This window comes from Streptomyces tritici (genome assembly GCF_048500665.1).
Taxonomy (GTDB): domain Bacteria; phylum Actinomycetota; class Actinomycetes; order Streptomycetales; family Streptomycetaceae; genus Streptomyces; species Streptomyces tritici.
This window is the reverse complement of record NZ_CP183183.1, coordinates 6,880,768-6,906,921: the sequence shown is the minus strand read 5'-3', so window position 1 is coordinate 6,906,921 and position 26,154 is coordinate 6,880,768. Positions and strand designations below refer to the sequence as shown.

Genomic DNA, 26,154 nt, shown 5'->3' with positions numbered 1-26,154 from the left:
GGGGGTGCGCCGCCTCAGGCGCGGCCGTTGCCGACCGTCTCGCGGAAGCCTGGCGGGGCGACGTCGACGGCCCGCTCGTCCGGCTCCACCAGTTGTCCGGCGGAGGCGTACGCGGCGCGTTCCGCGGCGGTGGGCGAGAGGGCGACGAACGCGGAGGTGATGAAGAGGTAGGAGCCGAGGCCGACGGCGAGGGGGAAGATGAACTGCATCGCCGTGACCCCGGAGAGGGTGCCGGAGGACGGGACGACGTCCACCTCGACGGCGAACATGCCGGTGTAGTGCATGCTGCTGACGGCTGCGCCCATGACGAGCGAGGCGACGGCGACGGCCACGGGGGCGTGGATGTTGAGGGCCGCCCAGAGGGCGGCGGTCGCGGCCACGACGGCGATGACGACGGAGAGCGCGACGAGCAGCGGGTCGTAGCGCACTTCGCCGTGCAGGCGGAGTGCGGCCATGCCCATGTAGTGCATGCTCGCGACGCCGACGCCGGTGGTGAGTCCGCCGACGAGCAGGGCGCGGACGCGGTCCCGGCCGTAGCCGACGGCGAAGACGCCGAGCCCGACGACGACCATGGCGACGACGAGGCTCAGGATGGTGAGCGGTACGTCGTAGCGGATGTCCGTGCCTGTCACTCCGAAGCCGAGCATCGCGACGAAATGCATCGTCCAGATGCCGGTGCCGATGGCCGAGGCCGCCGTGAGAAGCCAGTTCCGCCGGGATCGGCCGCTCGCTTCCAGGGCTCGTACGGTGCAGCGCAGGCCGAGGGCGGCGCCGGTGCAGGCCATCGCGTACGACAGCACGGGGGTCAGCCAGCCGAAGGTGGCGTGGTCCAGGTGTCCCATGACTCGGGGACGCTAGGGGGGCAGGGGCGCACGGACGGGGTGCATTTCGAAAGCTGTTGGAATATGACAGAGAGATGGTCTGGAACGATCGCGCCGGTCTCGAACGAGTGCGCCGAACTTTCACCGTGACGATGGACGAAACCACCGGATCGGGGGACGGGACGAGGGCCCCGGCCTGCGGGATCATGGACACATGAGCGACGACCCGAAAAACGTCCAGGAGTTCTTCGGCGCCCGCGCCGCCGACTGGGACGCGCGGTTCCCCGACGACGGCCCCGCCTACGCCGCCGCGGTGGCGGAACTCGGCCTGCGCCCCGGCGACTCCGTCCTGGACGCCGGCTGCGGTACCGGCCGCGCCCTGCCCCCGCTGCGCGCGGCGGTCGGCCCGTCGGGCACGGTGATCGGGGCGGACCTCACGCCGGAGATGCTGACGGCCGCCGTCGCGGCCGGACGCGGCGAGGGAGTGCACCTGATACGGACGGACGTCACCCGCCTGCCCGTACGGACCGGTGCGCTGGACGCGGTGTTCGGCGCGGGGCTCATATCCCATCTGCCCGATCCGGCCGCCGATCTGCGCGAGTTGGCTCGAACGGTCCGCCAGGGCGGGCGGCTCGCCCTCTTCCACCCGGTGGGCCGCGCCGCGCTCGCAACCCGGCACGGCCGGCAGCTCACCCCGGACGATCTGCGCGCCGAGCCCAACCTGCGTCCGCTGCTGGCGGCTTCCGGCTGGCGGATGGAGCGCTACGTGGACGAGGACGACCGGTACCTCGTCCTGGCGGCCCGCGAGGCCTGAGCACGTATTCCGGCCAGGAGGGTACGGAGGGCCTCATCGGCGGTCTTCTGCCGCGGCCGTCCGCTCTCTACGGTGGTGGTGTCGGTGGCCGCGCCCGCAGGAAGGCGGTGGACCATGTCCGGAGGCGTGCTGGAGAGGTTGCGCAGACTGCGGGAACGCAGGGCGAATCCCGACGGGAAGCCACGGATTCCGCAGCAGGAGGGGAGGCGCCGGCGGAATCTGTTCGAGGCGGCGGCCGACTACGTCGTCGGCTGTGTGGAGGACGACCAGGACCGGATCGAGGAAGCCGTCACGTCGGTGCAGCCGGAGGCGCTGACGTTCGGGATCAACGAGCTGGCCTGCCGGGCCGTGATCGCGCTCGCCCGGGAGCGCGACCAGTCCCCGGAGACCGTCGCGCGGGATCTGCTCGGGCTGCCGCCGGCCTGAGCGTCGAGACCGGAATCGGTCGCCGGAAGCCTCTCGACGCGCGGGTTACTCGGTGGTTAAGGTGCGCCGACGACCGATGGGGACGCCTGACGCTGATGGGGAGGCCGCTGTGGCCGGGACGGACGAGACCGCCACCGCCGACGTGGAGGAGGCCGTCGTCGACACCGCCGTCGACGACGACCCGCTGTACGTGCTGACGGCCGTGCTCCTCACGCCCGCCCAGTTCCCGAGCGTGCTCGGCGACGACTACCCGGCGGCCTGCGCGGCGCTCGGCCTGGAGGCGTACGCGGACGGGTACGGGCTCGTGCTCGGCCAGGACGGCGACGGGGCGCGCTGGACGGTGGTCGTCGACGACGTCTCCCTGGTCGCGGTGGCCATCGCGTCGTGGGACTGCGGGATGGAGTACGACCTCTCGCCCGACGAGCGCAGTGTCGTCGCCGCCCTGCCGGGGTGGCCGCTGGCCGTGGCCACCGCGGCGCCCGGCCTGCCCGCGCCGCACGACCCCGCGCCCGAGCAGGGCGACCCCGCGCCCCTCGCCCCGCCGGACGGCGGCGCATGGGGGCCGGCCCAGCGACGCCTCGGCGCGGACGAGGTGGCGCTGCAGTGGTCGGCGTGGCGGGCGCAGTTCGACGACGGTCAGAGCCAGGCGGCCGCCGCAACGGGCGGGAACGGCCGGGGCGAGCAGGGCGGGCAGGAGACGGGTGGGGCTTCGGCCGGCTCGGCTGAGGTGGAGGCTGACGCAGCCGTGGCCGCCGGCGACCGAGCGGGGGACGGTGCCCATGGCGCGGTCGCCGAGGCCGGCCCGGCCTCTACCGACGGGTCCGGTGCCGGTGGCGCTGCTGCCGATCCCGGTGCCGCCGGCGATGTCGGGGGCGGTGTGCGGGATCCGTACGACGGGGTCCGGCGGGCGCTCACCGAGCTGCGGGGCTATCTGGAGGCCGCGCCGCCGGTCGGCAGGGTCCGGTCGAGCTTCGCGCCCGACGGCGCGCGGATGCTGCGGGCCGACGGCCCCGGCTGGTCGCTGGTCGCCCGGACCGACGACATGGCGTTCGTGCTCCTGGACGACGAGCCGCGCGAGGTGCTGCCCGTGGCGCGCGGGCCGAAGCTGCCCGCGCTCCTGGAGGCGCTGGACGCCATCGCGGTCAGACCCTCCTGACCCTGCCGCCGACGGGCGGAGGGAAGCCACCCCGACCCTGCGCCCGACACGCGAGGGGGAAGACACCCGGGCCCCACGGCCGGCCACATGCGCGGCCGGTCCGGGATGTGGTGCGGGCCCATGGCCGGGCGGTGGGGGTGGCCGCAGGATGGGGCGCCGCACCCGTCCGCACCCCTTCCGGAGGCCGCCCATGCGCCCGTTCCGAGGCGTACCCCTGCTCGCCGCGTTCCTCGCGGCGCTGACCCTCACCGGTCCCGCGAGCCCCGCCGGGGCCGCGGAGACCGAAGCTCCGGCGCCGCCCGGCCACTGCGCCCGGCAGGATCGGGTCCGCGTGCCCGGCGCCGAGCACCAGCGCCTCGCCTGCCTTCCGGACCTGACGACCGCCGGTCTGGCCGGCACCCCGTACACGGACATGGCCGACCAGGCGGGACTGTCCGCCAGGGCGACGAATAACCCCTCCGGTGTCCCCGGCCTCCAGATCGACGGCTACTTCCCCGACGACTCGACGCTCAACGCGACGCACGGCTGGGCCCACGACGCCCAGTTCGTGATCCGGCTGCCCGACCGCTGGAACGGCGGCCTGGTCGTCACCGGCGCCCCCGGCACCCGCCGCCAGTACGCGACGGACACGCTCATCTCCGACCAGGTGCTGGCCCAGGGCTACGCGTACGCCGCCACCGACAAGGGCAACACCGGCCCCGACTTCTTCACCGACGGCCGCCGCCCCGGGGACGCGGTGGCCGAGTGGAACCGCCGGGTGACCGAGCTGACCGTGGCGGCCGAGCAGGCGGTCCGGTTCCGCTACGGGAAGGGCCCCGCGCGCACGTACATGACCGGCATATCCAACGGCGGCTACCTCACCCGCTGGCAGCTGGAGAACCGGCCGGAGCTCTACGACGGCGGCGTCGACTGGGAGGGGGTCCTCTGGACCGCCAAAGGCCCGAACCTGCTCACCAGCCTGCCCGTGACCGTGGCCCGCACGCTCGGCCGGGCCGACGACGAGGCGCTGCTGAGGGCCGGTTTCGCGCCCGGTTCGCAGTTCCTGTGGCCGTACCACGAGAAGGTCTACTGGGGGCTCACGCAGAAGCTCTTCCGTGCCGAGTTCGATCCGGCGTACGACCCGGCGTGCCCCGGCGCCACGGCCGGTTCGACGGCGGAGCAGATCTTCGCGCCCTGCGCGTCGGACGCCGCGTACGACTACGCCTCGCGCCCGGACTCGGTGCACCGGGCCGTCGCCCGGATCGCGCTGACCGGCCGGATCGGCCGGCCGCTGATCACCCTGCACGGCGACCTCGACACGCTGCTCCCGATCTCCACGGACTCCGACGTCTACGCCGGGATGATCGACGCCCGCGGCCGTGGCGGCCTGCACCGCTACTACACCGTCGCCGACGGCACGCACGCCGACGGCCTGTACGACACGTTCCCCGACCGGCTGCGGCCCATCCTGCCCTGCTACCGCTCCGCCTTCACCGCCCTCACGGCCTGGGTGGAGCACGGCAAGCAGCCGCCCGCCGACCACCGCGTGGCACGCCCGGCGACGGGTGACGTGGTCAACACCTGCGACCTGGCCGCGTCCCACCGGTGACGGCGGAGCTCCTCAGCGGCCGATCTCCCTGCGGGAGGTGCGCCGGAGCCGGCGGCGCTGCTCGGGGTCGAGGGTGAAGTACGCCAGCGTGGGGACGCCGACGACCACGAGCAGCGACAGCCAGAATCCGATGAGGGGCCAGAGGAGGAGGCCGACGGCCACTCCCCCGATGACGATCTTGGTCCTGGTCGACATGTCCGACGCCTCCTTCGCGGGCTGCGGAGTCAGGCGCTCCGCAGCGGCTCGCCGACGTCGTGCAGGTGCCCGAGGGCCTGCCGGTAGGAGTCGACGAATCCGGTCTCCGTGTACCTGATACCCAGTGCGCGGCAGTGTGCGCGCACGGCGGGCTGGGCGAGCCGCAGGTGCGGGCGCGGCATGCTCGGGAAGAGGTGGTGCTCGATCTGGTAGTTCAGTCCGCCGAGGAACCAGTCGGTGACGGCTCCGCCCCGGATGTTGCGGGAGGTGAGGACCTGGCGGCGCAGGTGGCCCCAGGACTCGCCGTCCGCGTCGGGCGTCTCCATGCCCTTGTGGTTGGGCGCGAAGGCGAGACCGAGGTGCAGTCCGAGCAGCATCTGGTGGATCAGGGCGAACACCAGCGCCTGGGCCGGGGTGAGCACGGTCAGCAGCAGGGCGACGTACCCGAGGACGTGCGCGGACAGCAGAGCGCCCTCGACGAGCCGGTCGCGCCGGTTCCGGTAGGGGCCGTCGGCGGCGAAGAGCGCCTGGAAGCCGTACACCTTGAGGGCGATGCCCTCCAGGGTGGTCAGCGGGAAGAACAGCCAGGCCTGGTGGCGGGTGAGCCAGCCGCGCCAACCGGAGCGGCCCTCCGCCTGGTGCGCGGCGAAGACCAGGATGTCGGGGGCGACGTCGGGGTCCTTGTCGAGGTGGTTGGGGTTGGCGTGGTGCCGGTTGTGCTTGTCGTTCCACCACTCCTGGCTCATGCCGAGCAGGACGTTCGCGTACAGCCGCTGGATCAGACGGTTATGGCGCCGGTCGGCACTGATCTGTGCGTGCCCGGCGTCGTGGGCGACGAACGCCGCGCGGGCGGAGAGCAGGGCGAGCGGCACCGCGAGCGGCAGCGCCCACCACGTGGGGCCGAGGAGGACGAGGCCGGCGACGACCGCGGCCAGGCCGAGCAGGTTGACGGCGATCCCGCGGGCGTACCAGCCGGGCCGTCCCTCCAGCAGGCCCTGCTCCTTGATGGTGCGCAGCAGGGGCGCGAACTCGCTGCCGCCGCCGGAACCGCGGCGGGGGGCGGGCGGTCGGGCGGGGGCCGTGAGCGTTGCGGTGGCCTGGGGCATGGCGGTCTCCGGTCTCCGTGAGGGGATGCTGTGTCTTTGTCGCTGCCGGCCCTTGAAACCTACGGATCGGTGATCGTCTCCGGCCATGGCGGCATCCCCCGGATCCCCGGGGCGGGATCCCCCGGCTCCTCAGGGGGTTGGCACGGGGCGCGGGGTGGGGCTGTCCCCACCCCCGCCCGCTCGACTACCGATGTAGTGACGCACCTCACAGCCGGGACGCCAGCACACGAGGAGGGTTTCCTGTACTCTCGGCCGCTCGCACATTAGTCAAATTTGAGGAGTGCGTCTTCACCGTGCAGCGCCCCGCACCGCTCGCCGCCCCGACCGCCCCCGCCACCCCGCTCACCCCCGGCTCCCCCGGCTCCCCCCGCTCCGCCGACCCGGGCCGCCTCGCCCGCTGCTCCGCCGTCTTCCTGCCGGGCGACCCGGCCCGTACCGGACGGATCGCCTTCTGGTCGCCCGACGAGCCGCTCGGCGCGTCGGAGGGAAGCGAAGAACTCGTCGTCGTACGGGCGGACCTGCGCCGCCACACCGTCCCGGCGCTGTTCCTGCCGGTGCGCGAGGCGCTGCCGGTGCTGACCCGCGCGAGGCTCGCCCCCGGCGCCTCGCCCGCCACCGCCTTCTGGGGCTCGGCCGCCCTGCTCGCCCTCCACCTCGTCGCCCGGGGTCTGCTACTGCCCGGACTGACCGAGACGGACCGGGACTCCTGGCGCGTCGGGCCGCTCGGGCCCGGGGAGTTCGACCTCGTACGGACGCTCGCCGCCTCGATGCCGCCGGCCGCCCACGCCGTCCCGCTGGACGCCGACGGGCCGGAGCCGCTGCTGCCGGAGCCCGAGCAGTTGCTGCGCGCCTTCCTCGACGCGGTCGCCGACGACCTCCCGCGGACGCCGGCCGCCGAAATCGCCGCGGGCGGCCCGGCGTTCGCGGCCGTGGCGCCGCAGACCGTCCCCGAGCAGCGCGCCTGGGCCACGGACGTCGCCGCCGGCCACGACGCCGGCGTACGGCTCTCCCTGCGCATCGAGGTCCACGGCCTGACCGAGGGCGAGCGGGAACCGGAAGCCGCGACGCCACGCTTCCGCGCCGTGCTCCAGATGCACAGCGCCGCCGACCCGACGCTGCTCGCCGACGCCGCCGACGTGTGGTCCGGCGCAGCCGGGACCACCGTGACGGCCTTCGGGCCGCGGGCCCGGATGGACGCCCTGCTCGCCCTGCGCCGCGCCGCGCGTGCCTGGGCGCCCCTGACGCCGCTGCTGTCGGCGGCCGTCCCGGACGCCCTCGAACTGGCCGACGACGAACTCGCCGAACTGCTCGGCCCTGCCGCGGGCCACCTCGCCGCCGCGGGCGTCCCGATCCACTGGCCGCGTGACCTCGCGCAGCGCCTCACCGCCCGCGCCGTCGTCGGCCCGCCGGACGGATCCGGCGACGACGACACCTGGGGAGACGGCCTTCCGTCGTTCCTCTCCGCCGACGCCCTGCTCGCCTTCGACTGGCGTTTCGCCGTAGGCGACCAGCCGCTCGACCGCGCCGAACTCGACCGGATCGCCGAGGCCGGCCGCCCGCTGGTCCGGCTGCGCGACCAGTGGGTCCTCATCGACCCCGAGGAGGTCCGCCGCGCCCGCGACTCCCGCGACCGCAAGCTGACCCCGGTCGATGCGCTCGGCGTCGCCCTCACCGGGAGCGTCGAGGTGGACGGCCGACAGGTCGAGGTCGCCGCGTCCGGCGGGCTCGCCGCGCTTCGCGACCGCATCGCCGACCCGGAGGGCGGCACGCAGGACGTCGCCCAGCCCGCGGCGCTCGCCGCCACCCTCCGCGACTACCAGCTCCGCGGCCTCAACTGGCTGCACCGCATGACCTCGCTGGGCCTCGGCGGCTGCCTCGCCGACGACATGGGCCTGGGCAAGACCATCACCCTCATCGCGCTCCATCTGCACCGGCAGACGGACGAAACCTCCGCGGGCCCGACGCTCGTCGTGTGCCCGACGTCCCTGATGGGCAACTGGCAGCGCGAGATCGAGAAGTTCGCGCCGGGCACCCCCGTCCGCCGCTTCCACGGCCCGGCCCGCTCCCTGGAGGGCCTGACGGACGGCGAGTTCGTCCTCACCACGTACGGCACCATGCGCCTCGACGCGCCCCGGCTGGCCGCCGTGCACTGGGGCATGGTCGTCGCCGACGAGGCGCAGCACGTGAAGAACCCGTACTCGGCGACGGCGAAGGAACTGCGGACCATCGACGCGAAGGCCCGCGTCGCGCTGTCCGGCACCCCCGTCGAGAACAACCTGTCCGAGCTGTGGGCGATCCTCGACTGGACGACCCCGGGCCTCCTCGGCCGCCTCGGGACCTTCCGCAGCCGCTACGCGCAGGCCGTCGAGGGCCGCCGGGACCCGGCGGCGGCCGCACGACTGTCGGCGCTGGTACGGCCGTTCCTGCTCCGGCGCCGCAAGTCCGACCCGGGCATCGCGCCCGAGCTGCCGCCGAAGACCGAGACCGACCGCGCGGTGTCGCTCACCGCCGAACAGGCGGGCCTGTACGAGGCGGTGGTGCGCGAGACGCTCGCCGCCATCGCCGAGGCCGACGGGATGGAGCGGCGCGGCCTCGTGGTCAAACTGCTCACTGCCCTGAAGCAGATCTGCAATCACCCGGCCCAGTACCTGAAGGAGGACCGGCCGCGCATCGCGGGACGCTCGGGGAAGCTCGAACTCCTCGACGAACTGCTGGACACGATCGTGGCCGAGGAGGCGAGCGTGCTCGTCTTCACGCAGTACGTGCAGATGGCGCGGCTGCTGGAGCGGCACCTCGCCGACCGGGGCGTACCGTCGCAGTTCCTGCACGGCGGCACGCCGGTCGCGGAGCGCGAGGCGATGGTGCGGCGCTTCCAGGACGGTGAAGTCCCCGTGTTCCTGCTGTCGTTGAAGGCGGCGGGGACGGGCCTGAACCTCACCCGCGCCGAGCACGTCGTGCACTACGACCGCTGGTGGAACCCCGCCGTCGAGGCGCAGGCCACGGACCGGGCGTACCGGATCGGCCAGACGCAGCCGGTCCAGGTGCACCGGCTGATCGCGGAGGGCACGGTCGAGGACCGGATCGCCGAGATGCTGCTGCGCAAGCGGGAGCTCGCGGACGCGGTCCTCGGCTCCGGCGAGGCGGCGCTCACCGAACTGTCCGACGCGGAGCTGGCGGAGCTGGTGGAGCTGCGCGGGGGCGAGCGATGAGCGGACGGGCACGGGTCCACGCGGAGGCATACGCGCACGCCGACGCATACGCGCACGCCGGCGCTTACGGGAACGGGGACGCATACGTGGACGGGGACGCATACGTGGACGGCGATGCGTACGCGGATGACCGCGCATACGCGAGTGGCCAGGCATACGGGCACGACGACGAGGACGGGGACGACACGCTGGACGCCTACGGGACCGACGACGAGCAGGACCACGAGCACGGCCACGCGGACGCCCACGGCGCCGGCGCCCGGGCGACCGGCTCCGAGGAGCGGACCTTCGCCGCGCTGCCGCCCGTCGGCGGCCGCGGTTTCGCGCAGACCTGGTGGGGCCGCGCCTGGCTGCAGGCGCTGGAGGACACGGCGCTCGACGGCCGGCAGGTGAAGCGGGGCCGGCAGGCGGCCCGCAAGGGCGCCGTGGGCGCGGTGTCGGTCCGTCCCGGACGAATCACCGCGGTCGTGCGGGACCACGACGGCAGCGCGTACCGCGGCGACGTGCTGCTGCGGGAGCTGAGCGACGAGGAGTGGGACCGGTTCCTGGACATGGCCGCGGACAGCGCGGGCCACATCGCGGCACTCCTCGACCGCGACATGCCGCCGCATCTGGTGGAGGACGCGGCCGGGCTCGGGCTCGAACTGCTGCCGGACATCGGCGATCTGGAGCCGGAGTGCACGTGCGGCGCGTGGGACCACTGCGCGCACACGGCGGCGCTGTGCCACCAGGTGGCCCGGCTGCTCGACCAGGATCCGTTCGTGCTGCTCCTGATGCGGGGCCGGGGCGAACGGCGGCTGCTGGACGACCTGCAGGCGCGGAGCGTCGCGCGGGCCGAGCCGGTACGGGAGCCGGCGCGGCCGGCCGGCGTGCCGGCGGCGGAGGCGTACGCGACGGGGGACATCCTGCCGCCGCTGCCCGCTCCCCCGCCGCTGCCCGACGCGCCCGGCGCCGCGCAGTCGCTGGACACGGAGACCGAGCCGGCGCCGGGCCTCGACCCGGCGGCGCTGGAGTTCCTGGCCGCGGGCGCGGCGGCGCGGGCGCGGCGGCTGCTGGCCGACGCCCTGGCGGCGGACCACGTCCGGGCTGCCTTGGAGCCTGCGCCGACGGTCGACGAGGACGCGGTGCGGCTGGCGGCGGCCGGTCCGGCTCCGGAGGTCGCGGCCCGGCTCGGCGCGGGTACGGGTCGCGGTCGTACGGGGCTGGCGGCTGCGGCCGAGGCGTGGCGGCTCGGCGGCGCGGCGGCCCTGGCCGTGCTCGACGGGGCCCCGCCGGCGTCCCCGGAGGTCCTGGCGCGCGCGAAGGCGGCGCTCGACGACGCCTGGGAGCCGGCGGACCGGCCGGTGCTGCGCGCCGCCGGGCCCGGCCGTTGGACGGTGGTCGGCGCGGACGTTCAGCTGCGGGCGGGCGAGGACGGCCGCTGGTGGCCGTTCCGCCGCGCCGGGGCGCAGTGGACCCCGGCGGGCCAGCCGGCCGCGGACCCCGCGTCGGCGCTGGAGGGCGCGAACGAGCAGCCGGTGGAGACGGACTGACCAGCGGCTGCGGCCGGGGCCGACGTCCTGGCCGGGGTCCGGTCCGGGGCGCGGCCTGGGGTCGGGGCCGGGGTCCAGGCCAGGGTCCGGTCCGGAGTCTGGGGTCCGGGGCCGGGGTCGGCCTGGGACCCGGCCAGGGTCCGGCCGGGGTCGAGCCCGGGTCCGGCCTGGGGTCGGGGCCGGGGTCCGGGCCCCGCCGGCCGTCACTGCAGCGGTGCGTGGAGCTTGCCGCCCGACTCGGAGAGCACGGCGAGGCTGCACACGACCGTGTCGGAGCCGAGCAGGTAGCCCGTGCGGTACGGGTACTGGACGTACGTCGTCCAGTACGTGCCCGACGGCTGCGCGGCGGCCTTGGCGCGCAGCGGCGCGCGGCACAGCTCCGCCGCCCGCAGCCGGATCTCGTCGTCGGTCCGGAACAGCCCCGAGAGCCGGAGCCGGGCGACGGCCTCGGCGTCGTGCGGGCTCGCGCAGCGGCGGCGGTACGGGGTGCCGGGGTCGTCGCGGTTGACGTCGAAGCACTCGCCGACGCGCAGCCGCTCGTACGGGACGGGCTCGCCGCCGCTCGGGCGGGCCGGCGTCCCGGACGGCTTCGGAGTCGGGGCGGAGCGCCCGCGGGGCGCCGTGGGGGTGGCCGAGGGGGTGGGCTTCGCGGGGGGCTTGCGCCGGGCGCGCGGTTCCCCCTTCGGCATGACCTGACGGGAGGCCAGCCGTGCCGGGTCGCCGCCGGCCGCGGAGGCCCCGGAGCTGGGGGTGCCGTGGCGGCCGGCGCCGTCGGTCCCGCCGGTCGGCCCGTCGGGTGCCGTGGGGGCGCTGCGCCGGGCGTCGTCGCGTACGTCCTCGGCTCGGAACGTGTCCCGGGCCGCCACGACGGCGGCGGCGACGAGCGCGGCAACCATGATCAGCACCAGCGGCCCGGGCATCAGGCGGCGGTGCGGACCGGGGGCAATGGGTCGCTCAGCCATTGCACCAGGGTGACCGGTGGCCCGTCGTCCCGCGAGACCGGGTCGGCGGTTACGGCCGCGGACGTACGGAATCGTGACATTCGAGGGTGCGAATCCACCCGAAACACCCCTGGAGACAGGCCCGTCGGTTCCGTGCGGGCCTGTCGCCCCGGCGTGTCGCACCGTCGTGATCCGGCCACAGCGGCGCGGCCTGACCCTTTGCCGTGCGTGCGGACTCACACCACATGGCGCTCGGCCGCCTCCACGGTCTGCGCGAGGAGCACCGCGATCGTCATGGGGCCGACGCCGCCCGGGACGGGCGTGATCAGGGAGGCGCGCTCGGCGGCCGGTGCGAAGTCGACGTCGCCGACGTTGCCCGGGTTGTAGCCGGCGTCGATGACGACGGCGCCCGGCTTGATGTCCTCGCCCTTGATGAAGCGCGGCTTGCCGACGGCGGCCACGAGGATGTCGGCCTCCCGGACGATCGACGAGAGGTCGGTGGTGCGCGAGTGGCAGTAGGTGACGGTGGCGTCGCGGCCGAGGAGCAGCAGTCCGGCGGGCTTGCCGAGGATGGCGCTGCGGCCGACCACGACCGCGCGCTTGCCCGTGAGCCCGACCTCGTACGCGTCGAGGAGGCGCATGATGCCGCCGGGGGTGCAGGAGACGAAGCCCGGCAGTCCGAAGCCCATCGCGGCGAAGGAGGCCATGGTGACGCCGTCGACGTCCTTCTCCGGGGCGATCGCCTCGAAGGCGGCGCGCTCGTCGATGTGCGGGCCGACGGGGTGCTGGAGCAGGATGCCGTGCACCTCGGGGTCGGCGGAGAGCGCGCCGATGGTGGCGACGAGCTCCTCGGTGGTGGTGGCGGCGGGGAGTTCGACGTGCCGGGAGCGGATTCCGGCCTTGGCGCAGCGGTTCTGCTTCATCTTCACGTACGTGACGGAGGCCGGGTCCTCGCCGACGAGCACGGTGGCGAGGCAGGGTGTGACGCCGGTGCGACGGGTGAGTTCGGCGGCGCGGGCGGCGGTCTCCTCGACCGTGCGGCGGGCGAGGGCGGTGCCGTCCATGAGGGTGGCGGTGCTGGTGGACATGGGCTGCTCCTGGGCTTCGACGGTGGGAAGTCGCCCAGGCGCGCGGCAGTCGGGCGGAGATCCGCCCGGGCCGCTCCCCGGTGGTGATCCACCCAAGCGCCAGTCACGGCCCGGGCACCACTCTACGTGACCGCTCGGGGAGCCGGTCCGGCCAGGGCGGTGCGCGCACGCTTGTCGGCGGACGGCCGCGGCACCACCATGACGCGCACGGGGCTACGGGCACGAGCCCGCGCGGGGCTTCGGGCAGGACCGCGCGCGGGTCGCGGGCCAAGGGACGACCTCGGCGGGAGGCCGACGTGGACGAGTGCGGGACGACGGGTGCCGGCGCCTCCGGTGTGCGGGACCCCGGCGCGGTGCGACGGGCGCACGAGGCGTTCACCTCGGGCAGCGCCCTGAGCCGGCCGACGGTGCGCGAGCTGGTCGCCGCGTCCTGGCGGCGTTCGGCGCGGGCCCGGGTCAGCCCGGACGGCGCGGCGTGCGTGGAGCTGGCGGACGACGATCTGGTCGCCTACCGGGAGGGGCATCCGCTGGCGGCGGCGATGCCGGTGGTCCGGGAGCTGATGGGCGCGTACGCCCGCGATGGCGAGCACCTGCTCGCGGTCTGCGACGCGTCGGGCCGGATGCTGTGGGTGGAGGGGCACCCGGGAACCCTGCGCAAGGCGGGCGGGATGAACTTCGTGGCGGGCGCGCGCTGGTCGGAGTCGGCGGCCGGGACGAACGCGCCGGGCACGGCGATCGCGGTGGACCGCCCCGTGCAGGTCTGTGCCGCCGAGCATTTCCGGCGTCGGGTGCAGGCGTGGACGTGCGCGGCCGCGCCGGTCCACGATCCGCACACCGGCCGGCTGCTCGGCGCGGTGGACATCACCGGCGGCGACGGTCTCGCGCATCCGCACAGCCTGGGGTTCGTGCAGGCGGTGGCGCGGGCGGTCGAGGCCCACCTGGCGCTGCGGACCCCGGCCGTGCCCGCCGACCGGCCGCGGCTGACGGCGCTCGGCCGGGACGAGGCGCTGCTGCGGATCGGCGGCCGCGGCGTACGGCTGAGCCGCCGGCACAGCGAGATCCTGGTGGTCCTGGCCCACCGCCCCGAGGGCGTGACCGGCGACGAACTGCTGGTGCAGCTCTACGAGGACGAGTCGGTGACCCCGGTGACGCTGCGCGCAGAGCTGTCGCGGCTGCGGGGCCTGCTCGGACCGGAGGTGCTGCGCTCGCGCCCGTACCGGCTCGCCTCCGCCGTGGACGCGGACTTCGCCGCGGTGGACCGGCGGCTCGCCTCGGGCTCGGTGGCGGCGGCGCTCGGCGCGTACGCGGGCCCGCTGTTGCCGGGTTCGCGGGCTCCCGGGGTCGTACGGCTGCGGGAGCGGCTCGCGGACCGGCTGCGGGCGGCGCTGGTGGACCGGGCGGACCCGGCGCTGCTCGCCGACTGGACGTACAGCGCGTGGGGCGAGGACGACGTGGAGCTGTGGCGGGCCCTCGCGGCCGTGGTGCCGGCGGCGCAGCGGGCGCCGGTGCTGGCGCGGCTGCGGGCACTGGACGCGGAACTGTCCGCGGGCGCAACGGTCTTGCAACGTCCGGGGCCGGACACTCGGCGGTGAGCGCCGGCCAGGGACGGCCGGCGCGGTCCGAGGGAGGCTTTCGCAGATGACCCGTTTCGCCGCACCCGGCACCGACGGCGCGCTCATGGCGTACCGGCCGCGCTACGACCACTGGATCGGCGGCGAGTACGTCGCCCCGGCCCGGGGCCGGTACTTCGAGAACCCGAGCCCGGTCGACGGCAGGCCCTTCACCGAGGTCGCCCGCGGCACGGCCGAGGACGTCGAACGCGCCCTCGACGCCGCGCACGCGGCGGCCCCGGCGTGGGGGCGGACGGCGCCGACGGAGCGCGCGAACGTCCTGCTCCGCATCGCGGACCGGATGGAGTCCCGTCTGACGGAACTGGCGGTGGCGGAGAGCTGGGAGAACGGCAAGCCGGTGCGCGAGACGCTGGCGGCCGACATCCCGCTGGCGATCGACCACTTCCGCTACTTCGCCGGCGCGCTGCGCGCCCAGGAGGGCGCGCTCAGCGAGGTCGACGACGACACGGTGGCGTACCACTTCCACGAGCCGCTGGGCGTCGTCGCGCAGATCATCCCGTGGAACTTCCCGATCCTGATGGCGGTCTGGAAGCTGGCCCCGGCCCTGGCGGCGGGCAACGCGGTGGTCCTCAAGCCCGCCGAGCAGACGCCGGCGTCGGTGCACTACCTGATGAGCCTCATCGGCGACCTGCTGCCGCCGGGCGTCGTCAACATCGTCAACGGCTTCGGCGCGGAGGCGGGCAAGCCCCTGGCGTCCAGCCCTCGGGTCGCGAAGATCGCGTTCACGGGCGAGACGACGACGGGGCGGCTGATCATGCAATACGCCTCCGAGAACATCAAGCCGGTCACGCTGGAGCTGGGCGGCAAGTCGCCGAACATCTTCTTCGACGACGTGTCGGCCGCGGACGACGACTTCCGCGACAAGGCGCTGGAGGGCTTCACGATGTTCGCCCTCAACCAGGGCGAGGTCTGCACCTGTCCGTCCCGCGCGCTGATCCAGCGCGGCCACTACGGCGAGTTCCTGGAGGCGGCGGTCGCCCGTACGGAGAAGATCCTCCCGGGCCACCCGCTGGACACCGACACGATGATCGGCGCCCAGGCCTCGAACGACCAGTTGCAGAAGATCCTCTCGTACCTGGACATCGGCCAGCAGGAGGGCGCCAAGATCCTGACGGGCGGTCAGCGCATCGAGTACGACGGCGAGCTGGCCGGCGGCTACTACGTCCAGCCGACGATCTTCGAGGGCGACAACCGGATGCGGGTCTTCCAGGAGGAGATCTTCGGCCCGGTCGTCGCGGCGACGTCGTTCACCGACTTCGACGACGCGATCGCGACGGCCAACGACACGCTCTACGGCCTCGGCGCGGGCGTCTGGACCCGCGACCTCAACACCGCCTACCGCGCCGGCCGCGCCATCCAGGCGGGCCGCGTCTGGACCAACTGCTACCACGCGTACCCGGCCCACGCCGCCTTCGGCGGCTACAAGCAGTCCGGCATCGGCCGCGAGACCCACAAGATGATGCTGGACCACTACCAGCAGACGAAGAATCTGCTGGTCAGCTACTCGCCGAAGAGGCTCGGATTCTTCTAGCGGCATGAAAGAAGGCGCCTGACCTGGGGTTTCGTCAGTCCTGACCAGCAGTTCGCGGCCATACACGGGCCAGATTGCGGCTCAGCCCTTGGGGCTGCTGTCCTCGCCGTGGGGCTGCTGTCCTCGCTGCGCCGGCTCCACTCCTGCATCGACTCCTCGATGAGCCGGTTGGAATGCTCCTGCGGACCGTCCAGGAACTTGGCGTAGTACTGGAAGAGCCCTGCCCTGGCCCACGCGGCGGCGGTCGGGCTCGCGCCGCACCTTTCGAGGAGCGGTAAGGGCTCGATGATGACGGAGTACATGGCGAAGGCGGAGAGGGTGAAGGCAGTGGCCGGCAGGACGAAGGGCCTGCGGCGTGCGGCCCGGCCGGCTGTTCGGGTTCCGGGAGTCCTTCACCCTGCTCACCAGCGACCACACACACCTGACCGCTGGGAAGATCAGCCCCCCAGCCGCCTCCGCGACGGCGGAAGCCGGCGCGCACGTGTCCGCCCGGGCGTGAAGCGACGGCGGCCGGCGGATGTCCGCCTGCCGCCGTCGTGTGTCACGCGAGCGTGAGGAAGAGTTTCTCCAGCTCCTGCTCGGTCATGGGGGGTGCGCCTTCCTCGCTCTCGGCGAGGCACTGACGCATGCCGCTGGCCACGATCTTGAAGCCGGCCCGGTCGAGGGCGCGAGAGACTGCCGCGAGCTGGGTCACGACGTCCTTGCAGTCGCGGCCGGCTTCGATCATGGCGATGACGCCCGCGAGCTGGCCCTGGGCGCGGCGCAGCCGGTTGAGGACCGCGGTCGCCGCCTCTTCTTCCACCTTCACCGGGTTCCTCCTTCTCACCGACGGTCAAATCCCAAGGATACCCCTCGGGGTATAACACTAGGTGTGTGCGGTCGATTCCCGGGAGCCTACCCGGGGCGCGTCCGCGTCTGGGCGTGGACGGTGAGCCCGCACTGCACTCCAGGTCGCGACGATCGCGACCGCGAGGCCGATGCCGGTCCAGGTGAGCGGGCCGGCCCAGTTCGCCAGGGGCAGTTGCCGACTGAGGACGACGACGCCCATGACGACGACGAACCAGCCGAACGCCTTGCGCAGGGCGTCCTGGGGGATGCGTCCGGCGAAGCGGCTGCCGATGAGGCTGCCGACGACGGCTGCGGCGGTCACGGCCAGGGCCAGGCCCCAGTCGATCTGGACTCCGTCGAGGTGACCGGCGAGTCCGGAGAACGACTTCATCGTGATGACCAGGAGCGAGGTGCCGACGGCAACGCTCATGGGCAGTCCGCCGATCAGGGCGAGGGCGGGGACGACGAGGAATCCGCCGCCCGAGCCGACCAGACCGGTCACCGCGCCGACGACGAGGCCCTCGACCATCACGTGCTTGACGGGCAGTTCCGTGTGGGCCGGCTTGACCGGCTTCGGCCGGCGGGACTTGCGGAGCATGGCGGCGGCGGTGGCCAGCATCATCAGGGCGAACGCGACGAGCAGGACGGTCTCAGGGACGTACGCGGCGAGGCGTCCTCCGCCGTACGCGCCGACCATGCTGACCGAGCCGAAGATCAGACCGGTGCGCCACCGCACCCGGCCGGCACGGGCGTGCGGGACGAGCCCGACCACGCTGGTCACGCCGACGACGAACAGCGAGGTGGCGATGGCCTCCTTGGTGTCCATGCCCGCGAGATAGACCAGGATCGGTACGGTCAGGATGGATCCACCGCCGCCAAGGATGCCCAGGCTGACGCCGATCAGGACGGATACCGCGAGGATGAGCGTGATCACGAGCGTTCCCGCAGGGAGGCGACCAGGGTACGGACGTCGGTGCGCGGGCCGCGATTGTAGGGCAGCTTGGACAGCATCATGCCCATGGCACAGGTGTTACTGAGCGCGGCGAACGTCAGCCCCGCGCCGATCGCGGTCCCGATCAGGTGCACCCCGGGCACGAACACGCCCACGACGCCGGCGACGAGCACGATCGATCCGGCGACCAGGCGGACCTGGCGCTCCAGGTCCCAGCGGGCCTCGCCCCGATTGACCGGGGCACCGGCGGCCTCCCAGGCCATCATGCCGCCGTCCAGGACGCGCAGATTGGGCAGGCCGGCCTCGGTGAGGGCCCGTTCTGCCTGGGCGGCGCGGGCGCCGGAGCGGCAGACGAGGACGACGTCCTCGTCGAGGTGGGTGAGGAGTTCGGCGCGGTGCTCGCGCAGCGTGTCCAGCGGGACGTTGTAGGAACCGGGGATGTGGACCGTTCGGAACTCGCCCGGGGTCCGCACGTCCAGCAGACGCGGTCCGCTGCCGTCCTTGAGCAGCTGCTGGAGGGAGGCAGGGGTGAGGCCGGCGGCGCGGGAGGCGTCGATGGGCATGAAAACTCCGTCATGGTGAGGGTGACCCGCATGAAGTACGGGGAGGGGTATACGCAGGGGCGGATGGGGGCGGCACCACCGCGCGGGGCCGGTCAGGGCGTTGGGGCGCCGGCCCGCCGGATCAGGCGGCTGCGGGGGTGTCCGACAGGGCCCAGGCGGCGTAGCCGCCGAGGATGTCGGAGACGTCGGTGAAGCCGTGGTGGCGCAGCAGGCTCGCGGCGATCGAGGAGCGGTGGCCGCCCGCGCAGTGCAGGATCAGGGGCCGGTCGCGCGGGATCTCGTCGAGGCGGCTGGGCAGCTCGCCCAGCGCGATGTGCAGAGCGCCGTCGATGAAGCCGTGCTCGCCGCGCTCGCCGCAGTTGCGGACGTCGATGACGACCGGCGGGTTCTCGCCCGACAGGGCGGCACGGACCTGCGCGGCGGTCAGGCGGCTGGCCGGAGTGACCTCCTCCGCCAGCGCGGTCAGGGCGTCCTCGGGAGAGCGCAGGTAGCCGGCCACACGGTCGAAGCCGATCCGGGCCAGGCGTGTGACGATCTCCTCCTCGCGGTTCTGCGGGGCGACGACCAGCAGGTCGGTGCCCGTGGGCAGGACCGTGCCGGCCTGCTCGGCGAACCGACCGTCGGCCGGGACGTTCACTGCGCCGCACAGGTATCCGGCGGCGAACTCCTGCGGGTCACGGGCATCGACGACAACGGCACCGGAGGCGCGGAGGCCGGTGAAGTCCTCGACACTCAGCGGCCTCGATGCGGCGGCCGGATCGAACAGCGGGCGCTCGCTGCGGTTAAGGATCGCGTCGTAGACGAAGTAGCCGGGAGCGGCGGACTGGCCGGCGGTCACGATGGCCACGAACTCGTCCTGCGTCATGGGCGCGCAGGCATAGTTGGTGGCACGCTGCTCGCCGATGGTGGACTGCTTCTCCGTCGAGAGGTTCTTGCCGCAGGCGGACCCGGCACCGTGCGCGGGAAAGACCCGCACCTCGTCCGGCAGACCCATCAGCTTGCCGTGCACGCTGTCGTACAGCATGGCGCCGAGTTCGTCGGCGGTGACACCGATGGAGGCGAGCAGGTCGGGGCGGCCCACGTCGCCGATGAAGAGCGCGTCGCCGGTCAGCACCCCGTACGGAACGGTGTCCTCGCCGCGCTCGTAGACCAGCACGCTGATCGACTCCGGGGTGTGCCCGGGCGTCTCCATGATCTCCAGAGTGACGTCACCGAGATCGATGACCTCCCCGTCGGCCAGCTCGCGGATGGGGTACTCCGTCTCGGCGCGACGTCCGTAGCCGATCCAGGCGCCGGTCTCGGCCGCCATCTCGAGGTGTCCGGCGACGAAGTCCGCGTGGAAGTGGGTGTTGATGACGCCGACCACCGTGAACCCGCGGGCCTCGGCGTCCGCCAGGTACTCCGAGACGTCCCGGCGGGGGTCGACGACCACCGCCTTGCCAGTGGTCTCGTCGGCGATCATGTACGACGCCTGGGAGAGGCAGTCGAGATAGTACTGGGCGAAGAACACGGAAAACCTCCGTAAGAGCGATGGATCGAGATACCCGGGGGGGTATCCGAGAGGTCAAAAGGTGACCCGCTCCCCGAAGGGGCGGGCGCGCGAGCAGGCCAGGTCGGACCGACCCCGGAGAGGGCCCCGTCACCGCCGGGCGAGCAGTGCCGTCCAGTCCCGAGTCCCGCCTTCACGAGACACGAGCCGGGTTCACCTCCCGATACCCCCCTGGGTATGACATCTTCGACGGTAAGCGCCTCCCGTCACGGCTGTCAAATACCCCCCTGGGTATTTTCAGCCAAAGGATCGCTGAAGCGTGGAACAAACCCACCCTTGGGCCGGTTGAACCTCCATATACCCCACCGGGTATATGGAGGAGAGTGGAACTCATGCCGACCGTCGAGCTGACTGGACGAGGTGGGCAGGCAGACCGCCACCGACACGGCCGAGCGGAACTGACCCGAGCACCAGCGCGACGTCATAGACGCCGCACGGCGCGGCCCCGCGCCATGGCGGACGGACTCGCACACCGGTCCCGGGAGGCCGAAGTCAGCCGGCACCGCGGAGCCAGCCACAGAGAACCCCGACCGACCTTCAGCAGCACGCCGAGCGGGATCGGTCACGTGCCGACGAGGCCATCATCGGAACAGTGAGGTGGAGACCATGCCGTACGGCCGCACCGTCAAGCCGACGGGCACCTTCGACGAGACTGTGGAGGCCGTCCGCCGCGCCCTTGCCGACCAGGGCTTCGGCATCCTGACGGAGATCGACGTCCAGGCCACGCTCAAGGCGAAACTCGGCCACGAGATGCAGCCCTACCTGATCCTCGGGGCGTGCAACCCCCCACTCGCCCGTCAGGCGCTGGACGCCGACCGCTCGATCGGGCTGCTGCTGCCCTGCAATGTTGTGGTCCGCACCGACGGCGACCAGGTGATCGTGCAGGCGATCGACCCTTCCGCCATGGTCACGCTCACCGGCGTCGACGCCATGGCCCCCGTCGCGGACGAGGCGGCACGCCGCCTCGACGCCGCACTCGCCACCCTCGCCGAGGGCGGTGGGTGAACCCTCGGGACGCATGCAGGGGCGACCTCCGCCCGAAGCCGAGGGCGTCGCCCGGGTGCGGCCACCTCCCCCTTCCCGACCCGGCCGGTGCTGAACCCCCGTGTCCACCGGGCACGAGGGCGAGGTTCTCCAGCCTCGCGCCTTTCCGGTGGGGCCAGGACGAACTGGATCCCGGTGGGATCCGGCGCGACGATGGAGGCACGGACCGCCCGTCAACTACTGGACGCTGGTTTCCCCGGGCGTCGGCATAGTGCTGCGCGGAGCGCTGCGGGCGATCGAAGCGGCAGCGGAGAGCAGAGAAGGAAGCACTTGAGGAGATGAGTCGTGATGCGTGCTGTGATCGTGTACGAGAGTCTGTTCGGCAACACGCGCGAGATCGCTGACGCCATCGGGGAGGGCGTGAAGGAAGCACACCCGGACGCCGAGGTCGAGTGCGTGGCAGTGGTCGACGCCTTGCCAGAGCGCATAGGCCCCACCGATCTGCTGGTCGTCGGCGGGCCGACCCATATACGGGGCATGACCACCGGGATGAGCCGGAAGATGGGGCTGAAGGCCGAGAAGCAAGAGGCCGAGGAGGGGGAGCGTCCCTTCACCCCCGAGGAAGGCGCCGAGGGGCCTGGTGTCCGGGACTGGTTCCACGACACGCTCCCGAAGGCCCACACCGGCACCCATGCTGCCGCGGCCTTCGACACCAGGGCGGACATGCGCCTGGCCGGCGCCGCCGCCAGCGGCATCGCTCGTCGCCTGCGCAGCCATGGCTACGAACTCGTCGCAGAACCGGAGGGATTCATCATCGAGGGCACAGAAGGGCCGCTACGCACGGGCGAACGGGATCGCGCAAGGGCGTGGGGTGCAGCCCTCCAGGTCGCTTGACTGATCCGCCCGGAACGCCACCGGCAAGCGTGGGGGTACCAAGGCCCACAGGCGACAGTGGCCGGTGGGCGAAGCTCAGGTCCGCGCACATCCTGGTTCGACGTCGTCCGCACCGCGGGAACCAAGGCGGGCTCCTCTCGCCTCGCATGGGCCGAAGAGGGCCCCGAGGGGGCCATCCGGCTCTCTGCCCGTGGTCAACGACGTCGGCATGCTGGAGGGCGTGGTCAGCCGGAGCGATCTGCTGAAGGTATTCCTCCGTACGGACGCCGAGATCGAGCAGGACATCCGCCGCTCCGTCCTCGGCGAGCCGGCCACCACCGTGGGACTGGATGTGACGGTCGCGGACGGTGTCGCCAAGATCCGCGGGCCGCTCGCCGACCGGCCGACGGTGCCGCTGGTCGCCCGCGCCGTGCGGGCCGTGGAGGGCGTCGACGACGTCCGGATGGATCTCGGTGCCCCTCGAGCCGCTCCATGACGGACAATCCTTGGGGGGGCGGTACCCACCCGACCGACCACAGGGGTAGCCATGACCGATCTGCCGGCAGCCTCCGCACCCACGCGGGTCTTCCTCGTCGACGATCACGAGGTCGTCCGCCGGGGCCTTCATGACCTGATCGATGACGAGCCGGACATGGAGGTGGTCGGCGAGGCGGCGACGGCGGAGCAGGCGCTGGCCAGGGGTCCGGCCCTGCGGCCCGACGTGGCGGTGCTCGACGTACGGCTGCCCGACGGCAACGGCATCTCCGTGTGCCGGGAACTGCGCTCCCGGATGCCCGAGCTGGCCTGCCTGATGCTGACGTCGTTCGACGACGAGGACGCCCTCCTGGACGCGATCATGGCCGGTGCGGCCGGATACGTCCTCAAGCAGATCAACGGGTCGGACCTCGTATCGGCGGTGCGGACCGTGGCCGCCGGGCAGTCGATGCTCGATCCCGCCACCACCGCCCGGCTGATGCACTCGCTCCGGGACCCGGAGGAAGCCAAGCCGCCGGAGGACGAGCGGCTCGCGGTGTTGTCCGAGCGAGAGCGGTCCGTACTCGATCTGATCGGCGAGGGGCTGACCAATCGGCAGATCGCCAAGCAGCTCTATCTGTCCGAGAAGACCGTCAAGAACCACATCTCACGGCTGCTCGGCAAGCTGGGCGTGGAACGCCGGGTACAGGCCGCCGTCATCGCCGCGCAGGCCCACGAGCACGACGCCGCCGAGGAGGCGTAGCTCAGTCGCGCTCGGTCGGCAGCGGGATCCGCCACTCGAGCACCGTGCCGCTGTCGCGCTCCGCCCGCCCGCGGACCGACAGGGTGCCGCCCAGCCGCTCGGCCCGTTCGGCCAGGTTCCGCAGCCCACTGCGCCTGCCGCCCTGCGGTATGCCCACGCCGTCGTCGCTCACCGTCACCGCCAGCACGCCCTCGTCGGCAACGACCGACACCTCGGCGCGGCGGGCCCGCGCGTGCCGGGCCACGTTGGTGAGGGCTTCACCGATGACCACGATCACCTGTTCGGCCGCCTCAGAGGGAACGTCCGTGTCGAGGAGGCCCTCCATGCGCAGGGCGGGAGCGAATCCGAGCGTGGTCGCGGCCTCGTCCACCGCCTTGGCCACCCGGCTCCTCAGCTTCGGGGCGGTACCGGGGGTGTCGTGCTCACGGAGCCCGAAGATGGTCGATCGGATGATCTTGATGGTGGCGTCCAGATCGTCGATCGCCCGTCCCAGCCGGTCCACGGCCTCCGGGTGCTCGACGAACCGCCGGGCGCTCTGCAGCGTCATCCCCGTGGCGAACAGGCGCTGAATCGCCAGATCGTGCAGGTCACGGGCGATCTGGTCGCGGTCCTCCAGGAGGCTCACCTGCTCGGCGTCACGGCGGCGGTCGGCCAGCTCGAGCGCGAGTGCCGCCTGCCCCGCGAATCCAGGAAGAGCAGTGATCTCCGCCCCTGTGAACGGAGACCGCCCATGGCGCCGCGCAAGGATCAGCACCCCGCTCAGCCGCTCCTTGGTGCCGACCGTGACGGCTACCGCCGGTCCGAGCCCCTTCCACCGTTCGGGCTGGACGGTGATGCGCGGCTCGTTCTCGACGTCCGCCACCGTGACCAGGCCGTCCTTCTGTGTGAGGGCGGCGGCGGCCAGAGTTCCCTCGCTGCTCGGCAGGACGACACCTGCGTGCACGTGGGCCCCGTCGCCCCGGGCGAGCGAGCCCCGCAGCTCGCCGTCGTCCCCCACCAGGTAGAAGACCCCCATGTCGGCGCCCGCGATGTCGACGGCCTGCTCCAGCATCCCGTCGAGGACCTCGGTCTCCTCCACGCCGGACAGGAGGGCGCTGGTCAGGTCGGAGCTCGCGGCAAGCCACCGCTGCCGGAGGCGGCCTTCCTCGTACAGGCGGGCGTTCTCGATGGCGATGCCGGCCGCGACGGCCAGCGTGGTCACGACGGCCTCGTCCTCGGCGTCGAAGTCGGCCCCTCCCCGCTTCTCGGTGAGGTAGAGGTTGCCGAAGGCCTCCTCGCGGACCCGGATGGGCACGCCGAGGAAGGTACGCATCGGCGGGTGGTGGGGCGGGAATCCGTACGAGGCGGGATGCTCGGACAACTCGGTAAGCCGCAGCGGCTCGGGGTTGCGGATCAGCTCGCCGAGCAGTCCGTGCCCGGAGGGCAGATCGCCGATCTGCGCCCGCAGGTCGTCCCCGATACCGATGGGGACGAACTCCGAGAGCTTCCTGTCGTCCCCGATGACGCCCAGAGCGCCGTATTCGGCGTCCACGAGGGTGACGGCCGCCTCCACGATGCTCCTGAGTACCTGAGGCAGGTCGAGTTCCCTGCCTACGGACATGACGGCTTCGAGGAGCCCGTTGAGACGGTCCCTGGTGCCCCTCACCTCGTCGATGCGCGCCTGGAGCTCGTCGAGCAGCTCGTCGAGTCTCAACCGTGGAAGTTTGCTGTCCGCCGGCACCGGCCGCTCGTGCTCCATCATCACCTCCGGCCACGCCGGGCGCATGGTCCTCGTCTGACGGGCACTTCTTCACGGTAGTTCCCGTGTCCCCGACGCTCCAGCCGGGTGTGTCCCACGGAAGGCGGTGCGGACGATTCGCGCGGCAAGGAACCCCGCGGGGGCGCCGGCCACGGCGATCCCGATGCCCGCCCAGCCGAGCGGTTCGGTCTCCAGGACCGAGCTCAGGAAGGGCACGTAGAGCGCTGCCCCGGCCAGCAGGGCGGAGGCGAGGACGGACAGGGGAAGGAATGGGTTCTTGCGGGTGAACAGCCGGGCGCGGAGTCCCAGGACAACGCCCAGCTGCGCGGCCAGGAGGGCGAGGAAGAGAACGCTCTGCCAAGCCAGGTCCAGCGCCTGAGCACCGAGTCCCGCGCCGAGAGAGGCTGCTGTGACGACAGCGGCCAGGACGAGCAGGCGCTGCCAGGCGCCTCCGCCGAGGATGTGCTGGTCCGGCGGGCGTGGCGGCCGCCGCATCGCTCCCGGGGAGGCTGGTTCCGCGCCCATGGCGACGCCGGTGAGGCCGTGCGTCAGGAGGTTGATCCACAGGATCTGGCCCGCTCGCAGAGGCAGAGGCAGCCCGAGCAGGGGGCCGATCAGCATGACGAGGATCTCGGCCGCGCCGCCGGCCATGCCGTAGACGAGGAAGCGGCGGATGTTGTCGTAGACGCGCCGTCCCTCGTCGACGGCCGCCACGACCGTCGAGAGCTCGTCGTCGGTGAGGACGAGGTCGGCTGCCTGCCGTGCGACCTCCGTACCGCGCGCGCCCATGGCGACGCCGATGTCGGCCCGATGCAGGGCGGGGCCGTCGTTGACGCCGTCGCCAGTCATGGCGGTCACGGCTCCCCTGGACCGCCACGCCTCCACGATGTCCAGCTTCTGCTGGGGGTCCGTGCGGGCGAAGACCCGCACCGAGGTGAGGTCGGCAACGCGGCCTGCGGCCACGTCCGCCCCCGTGACGACGTGGCCTTCCGTCTCCCCGCCGTCGCCCAGAAGGGCGACGGGTCGCAAACCGTGCCGTCGCGCCGCACGCGCGCGTGCGGGGCCGTGAGGGCAGAGAGCGCGGCGACAGCGTTGTCGGCACGGATCTCCTGCGCCACCCCCACGGTCGTGTTCACGAGTACGACCAGCCCGATGACGATCGCGTCAGGATGGTCACCGATCGCGAGGGTCAGCACGACGGCCCCGAGGAGCACCATGATCAGCGGGTCCGTCAGTTGGGCCAGAACCCGCTTGCGGAGCGGTACGGGCTTTCTCGCGGCCACCTCGTTGGAACCTGTGTCGGCGAGCCGTCGGGCGGCTTCCTCCTGGGTGAGTCCCGTTGTCTCCCGCCCCGGCGCAGGGGCCCGGTGCGGAGCCGACGCCGTCATGGCG

24 protein-coding genes and 1 riboswitch are annotated in these 26,154 nt (G+C 73.1%); of the genes, 12 read left to right on the top strand and 12 right to left on the bottom strand.

Annotated features, from left to right (window positions below):
- Window positions 1-14: 14 nt before the first annotated feature.
- Window positions 15-842: an MHYT domain-containing protein gene (locus ACNJ93_RS31825; RefSeq protein WP_418960929.1), complete on the bottom strand. Its 828-nt coding sequence runs from the start codon at window positions 840-842 to the stop codon at window positions 15-17.
- Between the two features lie 193 nt (window positions 843-1,035).
- Here ACNJ93_RS31825 and ACNJ93_RS31820 point away from each other — a divergent pair, with 193 nt between their 5' ends.
- The 4 genes from ACNJ93_RS31820 to ACNJ93_RS31805 all read left to right on the top strand — a co-directional run bounded on the left by ACNJ93_RS31820 (window position 1,036) and on the right by ACNJ93_RS31805 (window position 4,805).
- Window positions 1,036-1,635 (top strand): class I SAM-dependent methyltransferase, encoded by a 600-nt coding sequence (locus ACNJ93_RS31820; protein WP_418960928.1) that lies wholly within the window; start codon window positions 1,036-1,038, stop codon window positions 1,633-1,635.
- Window positions 1,636-1,749: 114 nt separating this feature from the next.
- Window positions 1,750-2,061 carry a hypothetical protein gene (locus tag ACNJ93_RS31815; protein ID WP_418960927.1) on the top strand — a complete coding sequence of 104 codons (312 nt, stop codon included), beginning with the start codon at window positions 1,750-1,752 and terminating at the stop codon, window positions 2,059-2,061.
- A gap of 109 nt (window positions 2,062-2,170) precedes the next feature.
- Window positions 2,171-3,217, top strand: a complete 1,047-nt coding sequence (locus ACNJ93_RS31810) for a hypothetical protein (protein ID WP_418960926.1) — start codon at window positions 2,171-2,173, stop codon at window positions 3,215-3,217.
- Between the two features lie 190 nt (window positions 3,218-3,407).
- Window positions 3,408-4,805, top strand: a complete 1,398-nt coding sequence (locus ACNJ93_RS31805; RefSeq protein WP_418960925.1) for a tannase/feruloyl esterase family alpha/beta hydrolase — start codon at window positions 3,408-3,410, stop codon at window positions 4,803-4,805.
- A gap of 12 nt (window positions 4,806-4,817) precedes the next feature.
- Here ACNJ93_RS31805 and ACNJ93_RS31800 read toward each other — a convergent pair whose 3' ends face one another.
- Together ACNJ93_RS31800 and ACNJ93_RS31795 are read right to left on the bottom strand one after the other, a co-directional pair.
- Window positions 4,818-5,000, bottom strand: a complete 183-nt coding sequence (locus ACNJ93_RS31800) for a hypothetical protein (RefSeq protein WP_418960924.1) — start codon at window positions 4,998-5,000, stop codon at window positions 4,818-4,820.
- A 29-nt stretch (window positions 5,001-5,029) separates the two neighbouring features.
- Window positions 5,030-6,106, bottom strand: coding sequence for a fatty acid desaturase family protein (locus ACNJ93_RS31795; RefSeq protein WP_418960923.1), 1,077 nt, complete (start codon window positions 6,104-6,106; stop codon window positions 5,030-5,032).
- 293 nt (window positions 6,107-6,399) lie between these two features.
- On the opposite strand from ACNJ93_RS31795, the gene ACNJ93_RS31790 reads away from it, so the two are divergent.
- Both ACNJ93_RS31790 and ACNJ93_RS31785 read left to right on the top strand, forming a co-directional pair.
- A complete protein-coding gene (locus tag ACNJ93_RS31790) occupies window positions 6,400-9,315 on the top strand; it encodes a DEAD/DEAH box helicase (RefSeq protein WP_418960922.1) in 2,916 nt (971 codons plus the stop codon).
- Between the two features lie 86 nt (window positions 9,316-9,401).
- Entirely contained in the window at window positions 9,402-10,847 is a 1,446-nt protein-coding gene (locus ACNJ93_RS31785) for an SWF or SNF family helicase (RefSeq protein WP_418960921.1), read from the top strand.
- Window positions 10,848-11,050: 203 nt separating this feature from the next.
- Here the strand turns inward: ACNJ93_RS31785 and ACNJ93_RS31780 are convergent, their stop codons facing one another.
- Together ACNJ93_RS31780 and ACNJ93_RS31775 are read right to left on the bottom strand one after the other, a co-directional pair.
- Window positions 11,051-11,809, bottom strand: coding sequence for a hypothetical protein (locus tag ACNJ93_RS31780; RefSeq protein WP_418960920.1), 759 nt, complete (start codon window positions 11,807-11,809; stop codon window positions 11,051-11,053).
- 215 nt (window positions 11,810-12,024) lie between these two features.
- Window positions 12,025-12,876 carry a bifunctional 5,10-methylenetetrahydrofolate dehydrogenase/5,10-methenyltetrahydrofolate cyclohydrolase gene (locus tag ACNJ93_RS31775; RefSeq protein ID WP_418960919.1) on the bottom strand — a complete coding sequence of 284 codons (852 nt, stop codon included), beginning with the start codon at window positions 12,874-12,876 and terminating at the stop codon, window positions 12,025-12,027.
- Between the two features lie 25 nt (window positions 12,877-12,901).
- Window positions 12,902-12,993: riboswitch (ZMP/ZTP riboswitch) on the bottom strand.
- Window positions 12,994-13,172: 179 nt separating this feature from the next.
- On the opposite strand from ACNJ93_RS31775, the gene ACNJ93_RS31770 reads away from it, so the two are divergent.
- Window positions 13,173-14,468 (top strand): GAF domain-containing protein, encoded by a 1,296-nt coding sequence (locus tag ACNJ93_RS31770; RefSeq protein ID WP_418960918.1) that lies wholly within the window; start codon window positions 13,173-13,175, stop codon window positions 14,466-14,468.
- Window positions 14,469-14,514: 46 nt separating this feature from the next.
- Window positions 14,515-16,038, top strand: a complete 1,524-nt coding sequence (locus ACNJ93_RS31765) for an aldehyde dehydrogenase family protein (protein ID WP_418960917.1) — start codon at window positions 14,515-14,517, stop codon at window positions 16,036-16,038.
- Between the two features lie 541 nt (window positions 16,039-16,579).
- On the opposite strand, the gene ACNJ93_RS31760 is transcribed toward ACNJ93_RS31765, so the two are convergent.
- The 4 genes from ACNJ93_RS31760 to ACNJ93_RS31745 form a co-directional block, all read right to left on the bottom strand.
- Window positions 16,580-16,846, bottom strand: a complete 267-nt coding sequence (locus tag ACNJ93_RS31760; RefSeq protein ID WP_008741329.1) for a metal-sensitive transcriptional regulator — start codon at window positions 16,844-16,846, stop codon at window positions 16,580-16,582.
- Window positions 16,847-16,903: 57 nt separating this feature from the next.
- Window positions 16,904-17,800: a sulfite exporter TauE/SafE family protein gene (locus tag ACNJ93_RS31755; RefSeq protein ID WP_418960916.1), complete on the bottom strand. Its 897-nt coding sequence runs from the start codon at window positions 17,798-17,800 to the stop codon at window positions 16,904-16,906.
- Window positions 17,797-18,381, bottom strand: a complete 585-nt coding sequence (locus ACNJ93_RS31750) for a rhodanese-like domain-containing protein (protein ID WP_418960915.1) — start codon at window positions 18,379-18,381, stop codon at window positions 17,797-17,799. Before ACNJ93_RS31750 ends, ACNJ93_RS31755 begins: the two co-directional genes overlap by 4 nt.
- Before the next feature lie 121 nt (window positions 18,382-18,502).
- On the bottom strand, window positions 18,503-19,891 hold the full coding sequence (locus ACNJ93_RS31745) for an MBL fold metallo-hydrolase (RefSeq protein WP_418960914.1): 1,389 nt from the start codon (window positions 19,889-19,891) through the stop codon (window positions 18,503-18,505).
- A gap of 645 nt (window positions 19,892-20,536) precedes the next feature.
- On the opposite strand from ACNJ93_RS31745, the gene ACNJ93_RS31740 reads away from it, so the two are divergent.
- From ACNJ93_RS31740 to ACNJ93_RS31725, 4 genes are all read left to right on the top strand, one after another.
- Window positions 20,537-20,935, top strand: coding sequence for a DUF302 domain-containing protein (locus ACNJ93_RS31740; protein WP_418960913.1), 399 nt, complete (start codon window positions 20,537-20,539; stop codon window positions 20,933-20,935).
- A 327-nt stretch (window positions 20,936-21,262) separates the two neighbouring features.
- Window positions 21,263-21,808: a flavodoxin domain-containing protein gene (locus tag ACNJ93_RS31735; RefSeq protein ID WP_418960912.1), complete on the top strand. Its 546-nt coding sequence runs from the start codon at window positions 21,263-21,265 to the stop codon at window positions 21,806-21,808.
- A gap of 190 nt (window positions 21,809-21,998) precedes the next feature.
- Window positions 21,999-22,283: a BON domain-containing protein gene (locus ACNJ93_RS31730; RefSeq protein ID WP_418960911.1), complete on the top strand. Its 285-nt coding sequence runs from the start codon at window positions 21,999-22,001 to the stop codon at window positions 22,281-22,283.
- Window positions 22,284-22,334: 51 nt separating this feature from the next.
- Complete coding sequence (locus ACNJ93_RS31725; protein ID WP_418960910.1) at window positions 22,335-23,024, top strand: response regulator; 690 nt, start codon at window positions 22,335-22,337, stop codon at window positions 23,022-23,024.
- 1 nt (window position 23,025) lies between these two features.
- Here ACNJ93_RS31725 and ACNJ93_RS31720 read toward each other — a convergent pair whose 3' ends face one another.
- The 3 genes from ACNJ93_RS31720 to ACNJ93_RS31710 are packed head-to-tail and all read right to left on the bottom strand — an operon-like array spanning window position 23,026 to window position 26,150.
- Window positions 23,026-24,762: a GAF domain-containing sensor histidine kinase gene (locus ACNJ93_RS31720; protein WP_418961594.1), complete on the bottom strand. Its 1,737-nt coding sequence runs from the start codon at window positions 24,760-24,762 to the stop codon at window positions 23,026-23,028.
- Window positions 24,763-24,813: 51 nt separating this feature from the next.
- Entirely contained in the window at window positions 24,814-25,725 is a 912-nt protein-coding gene (locus ACNJ93_RS31715; RefSeq protein ID WP_418960909.1) for an HAD-IC family P-type ATPase, read from the bottom strand.
- Window positions 25,617-26,150 carry a cation-transporting P-type ATPase gene (locus tag ACNJ93_RS31710; RefSeq protein WP_418960908.1) on the bottom strand — a complete coding sequence of 178 codons (534 nt, stop codon included), beginning with the start codon at window positions 26,148-26,150 and terminating at the stop codon, window positions 25,617-25,619. The genes ACNJ93_RS31715 and ACNJ93_RS31710 overlap by 109 nt, the downstream gene beginning before the upstream one ends.
- Window positions 26,151-26,154: the final 4 nt, after the last annotated feature.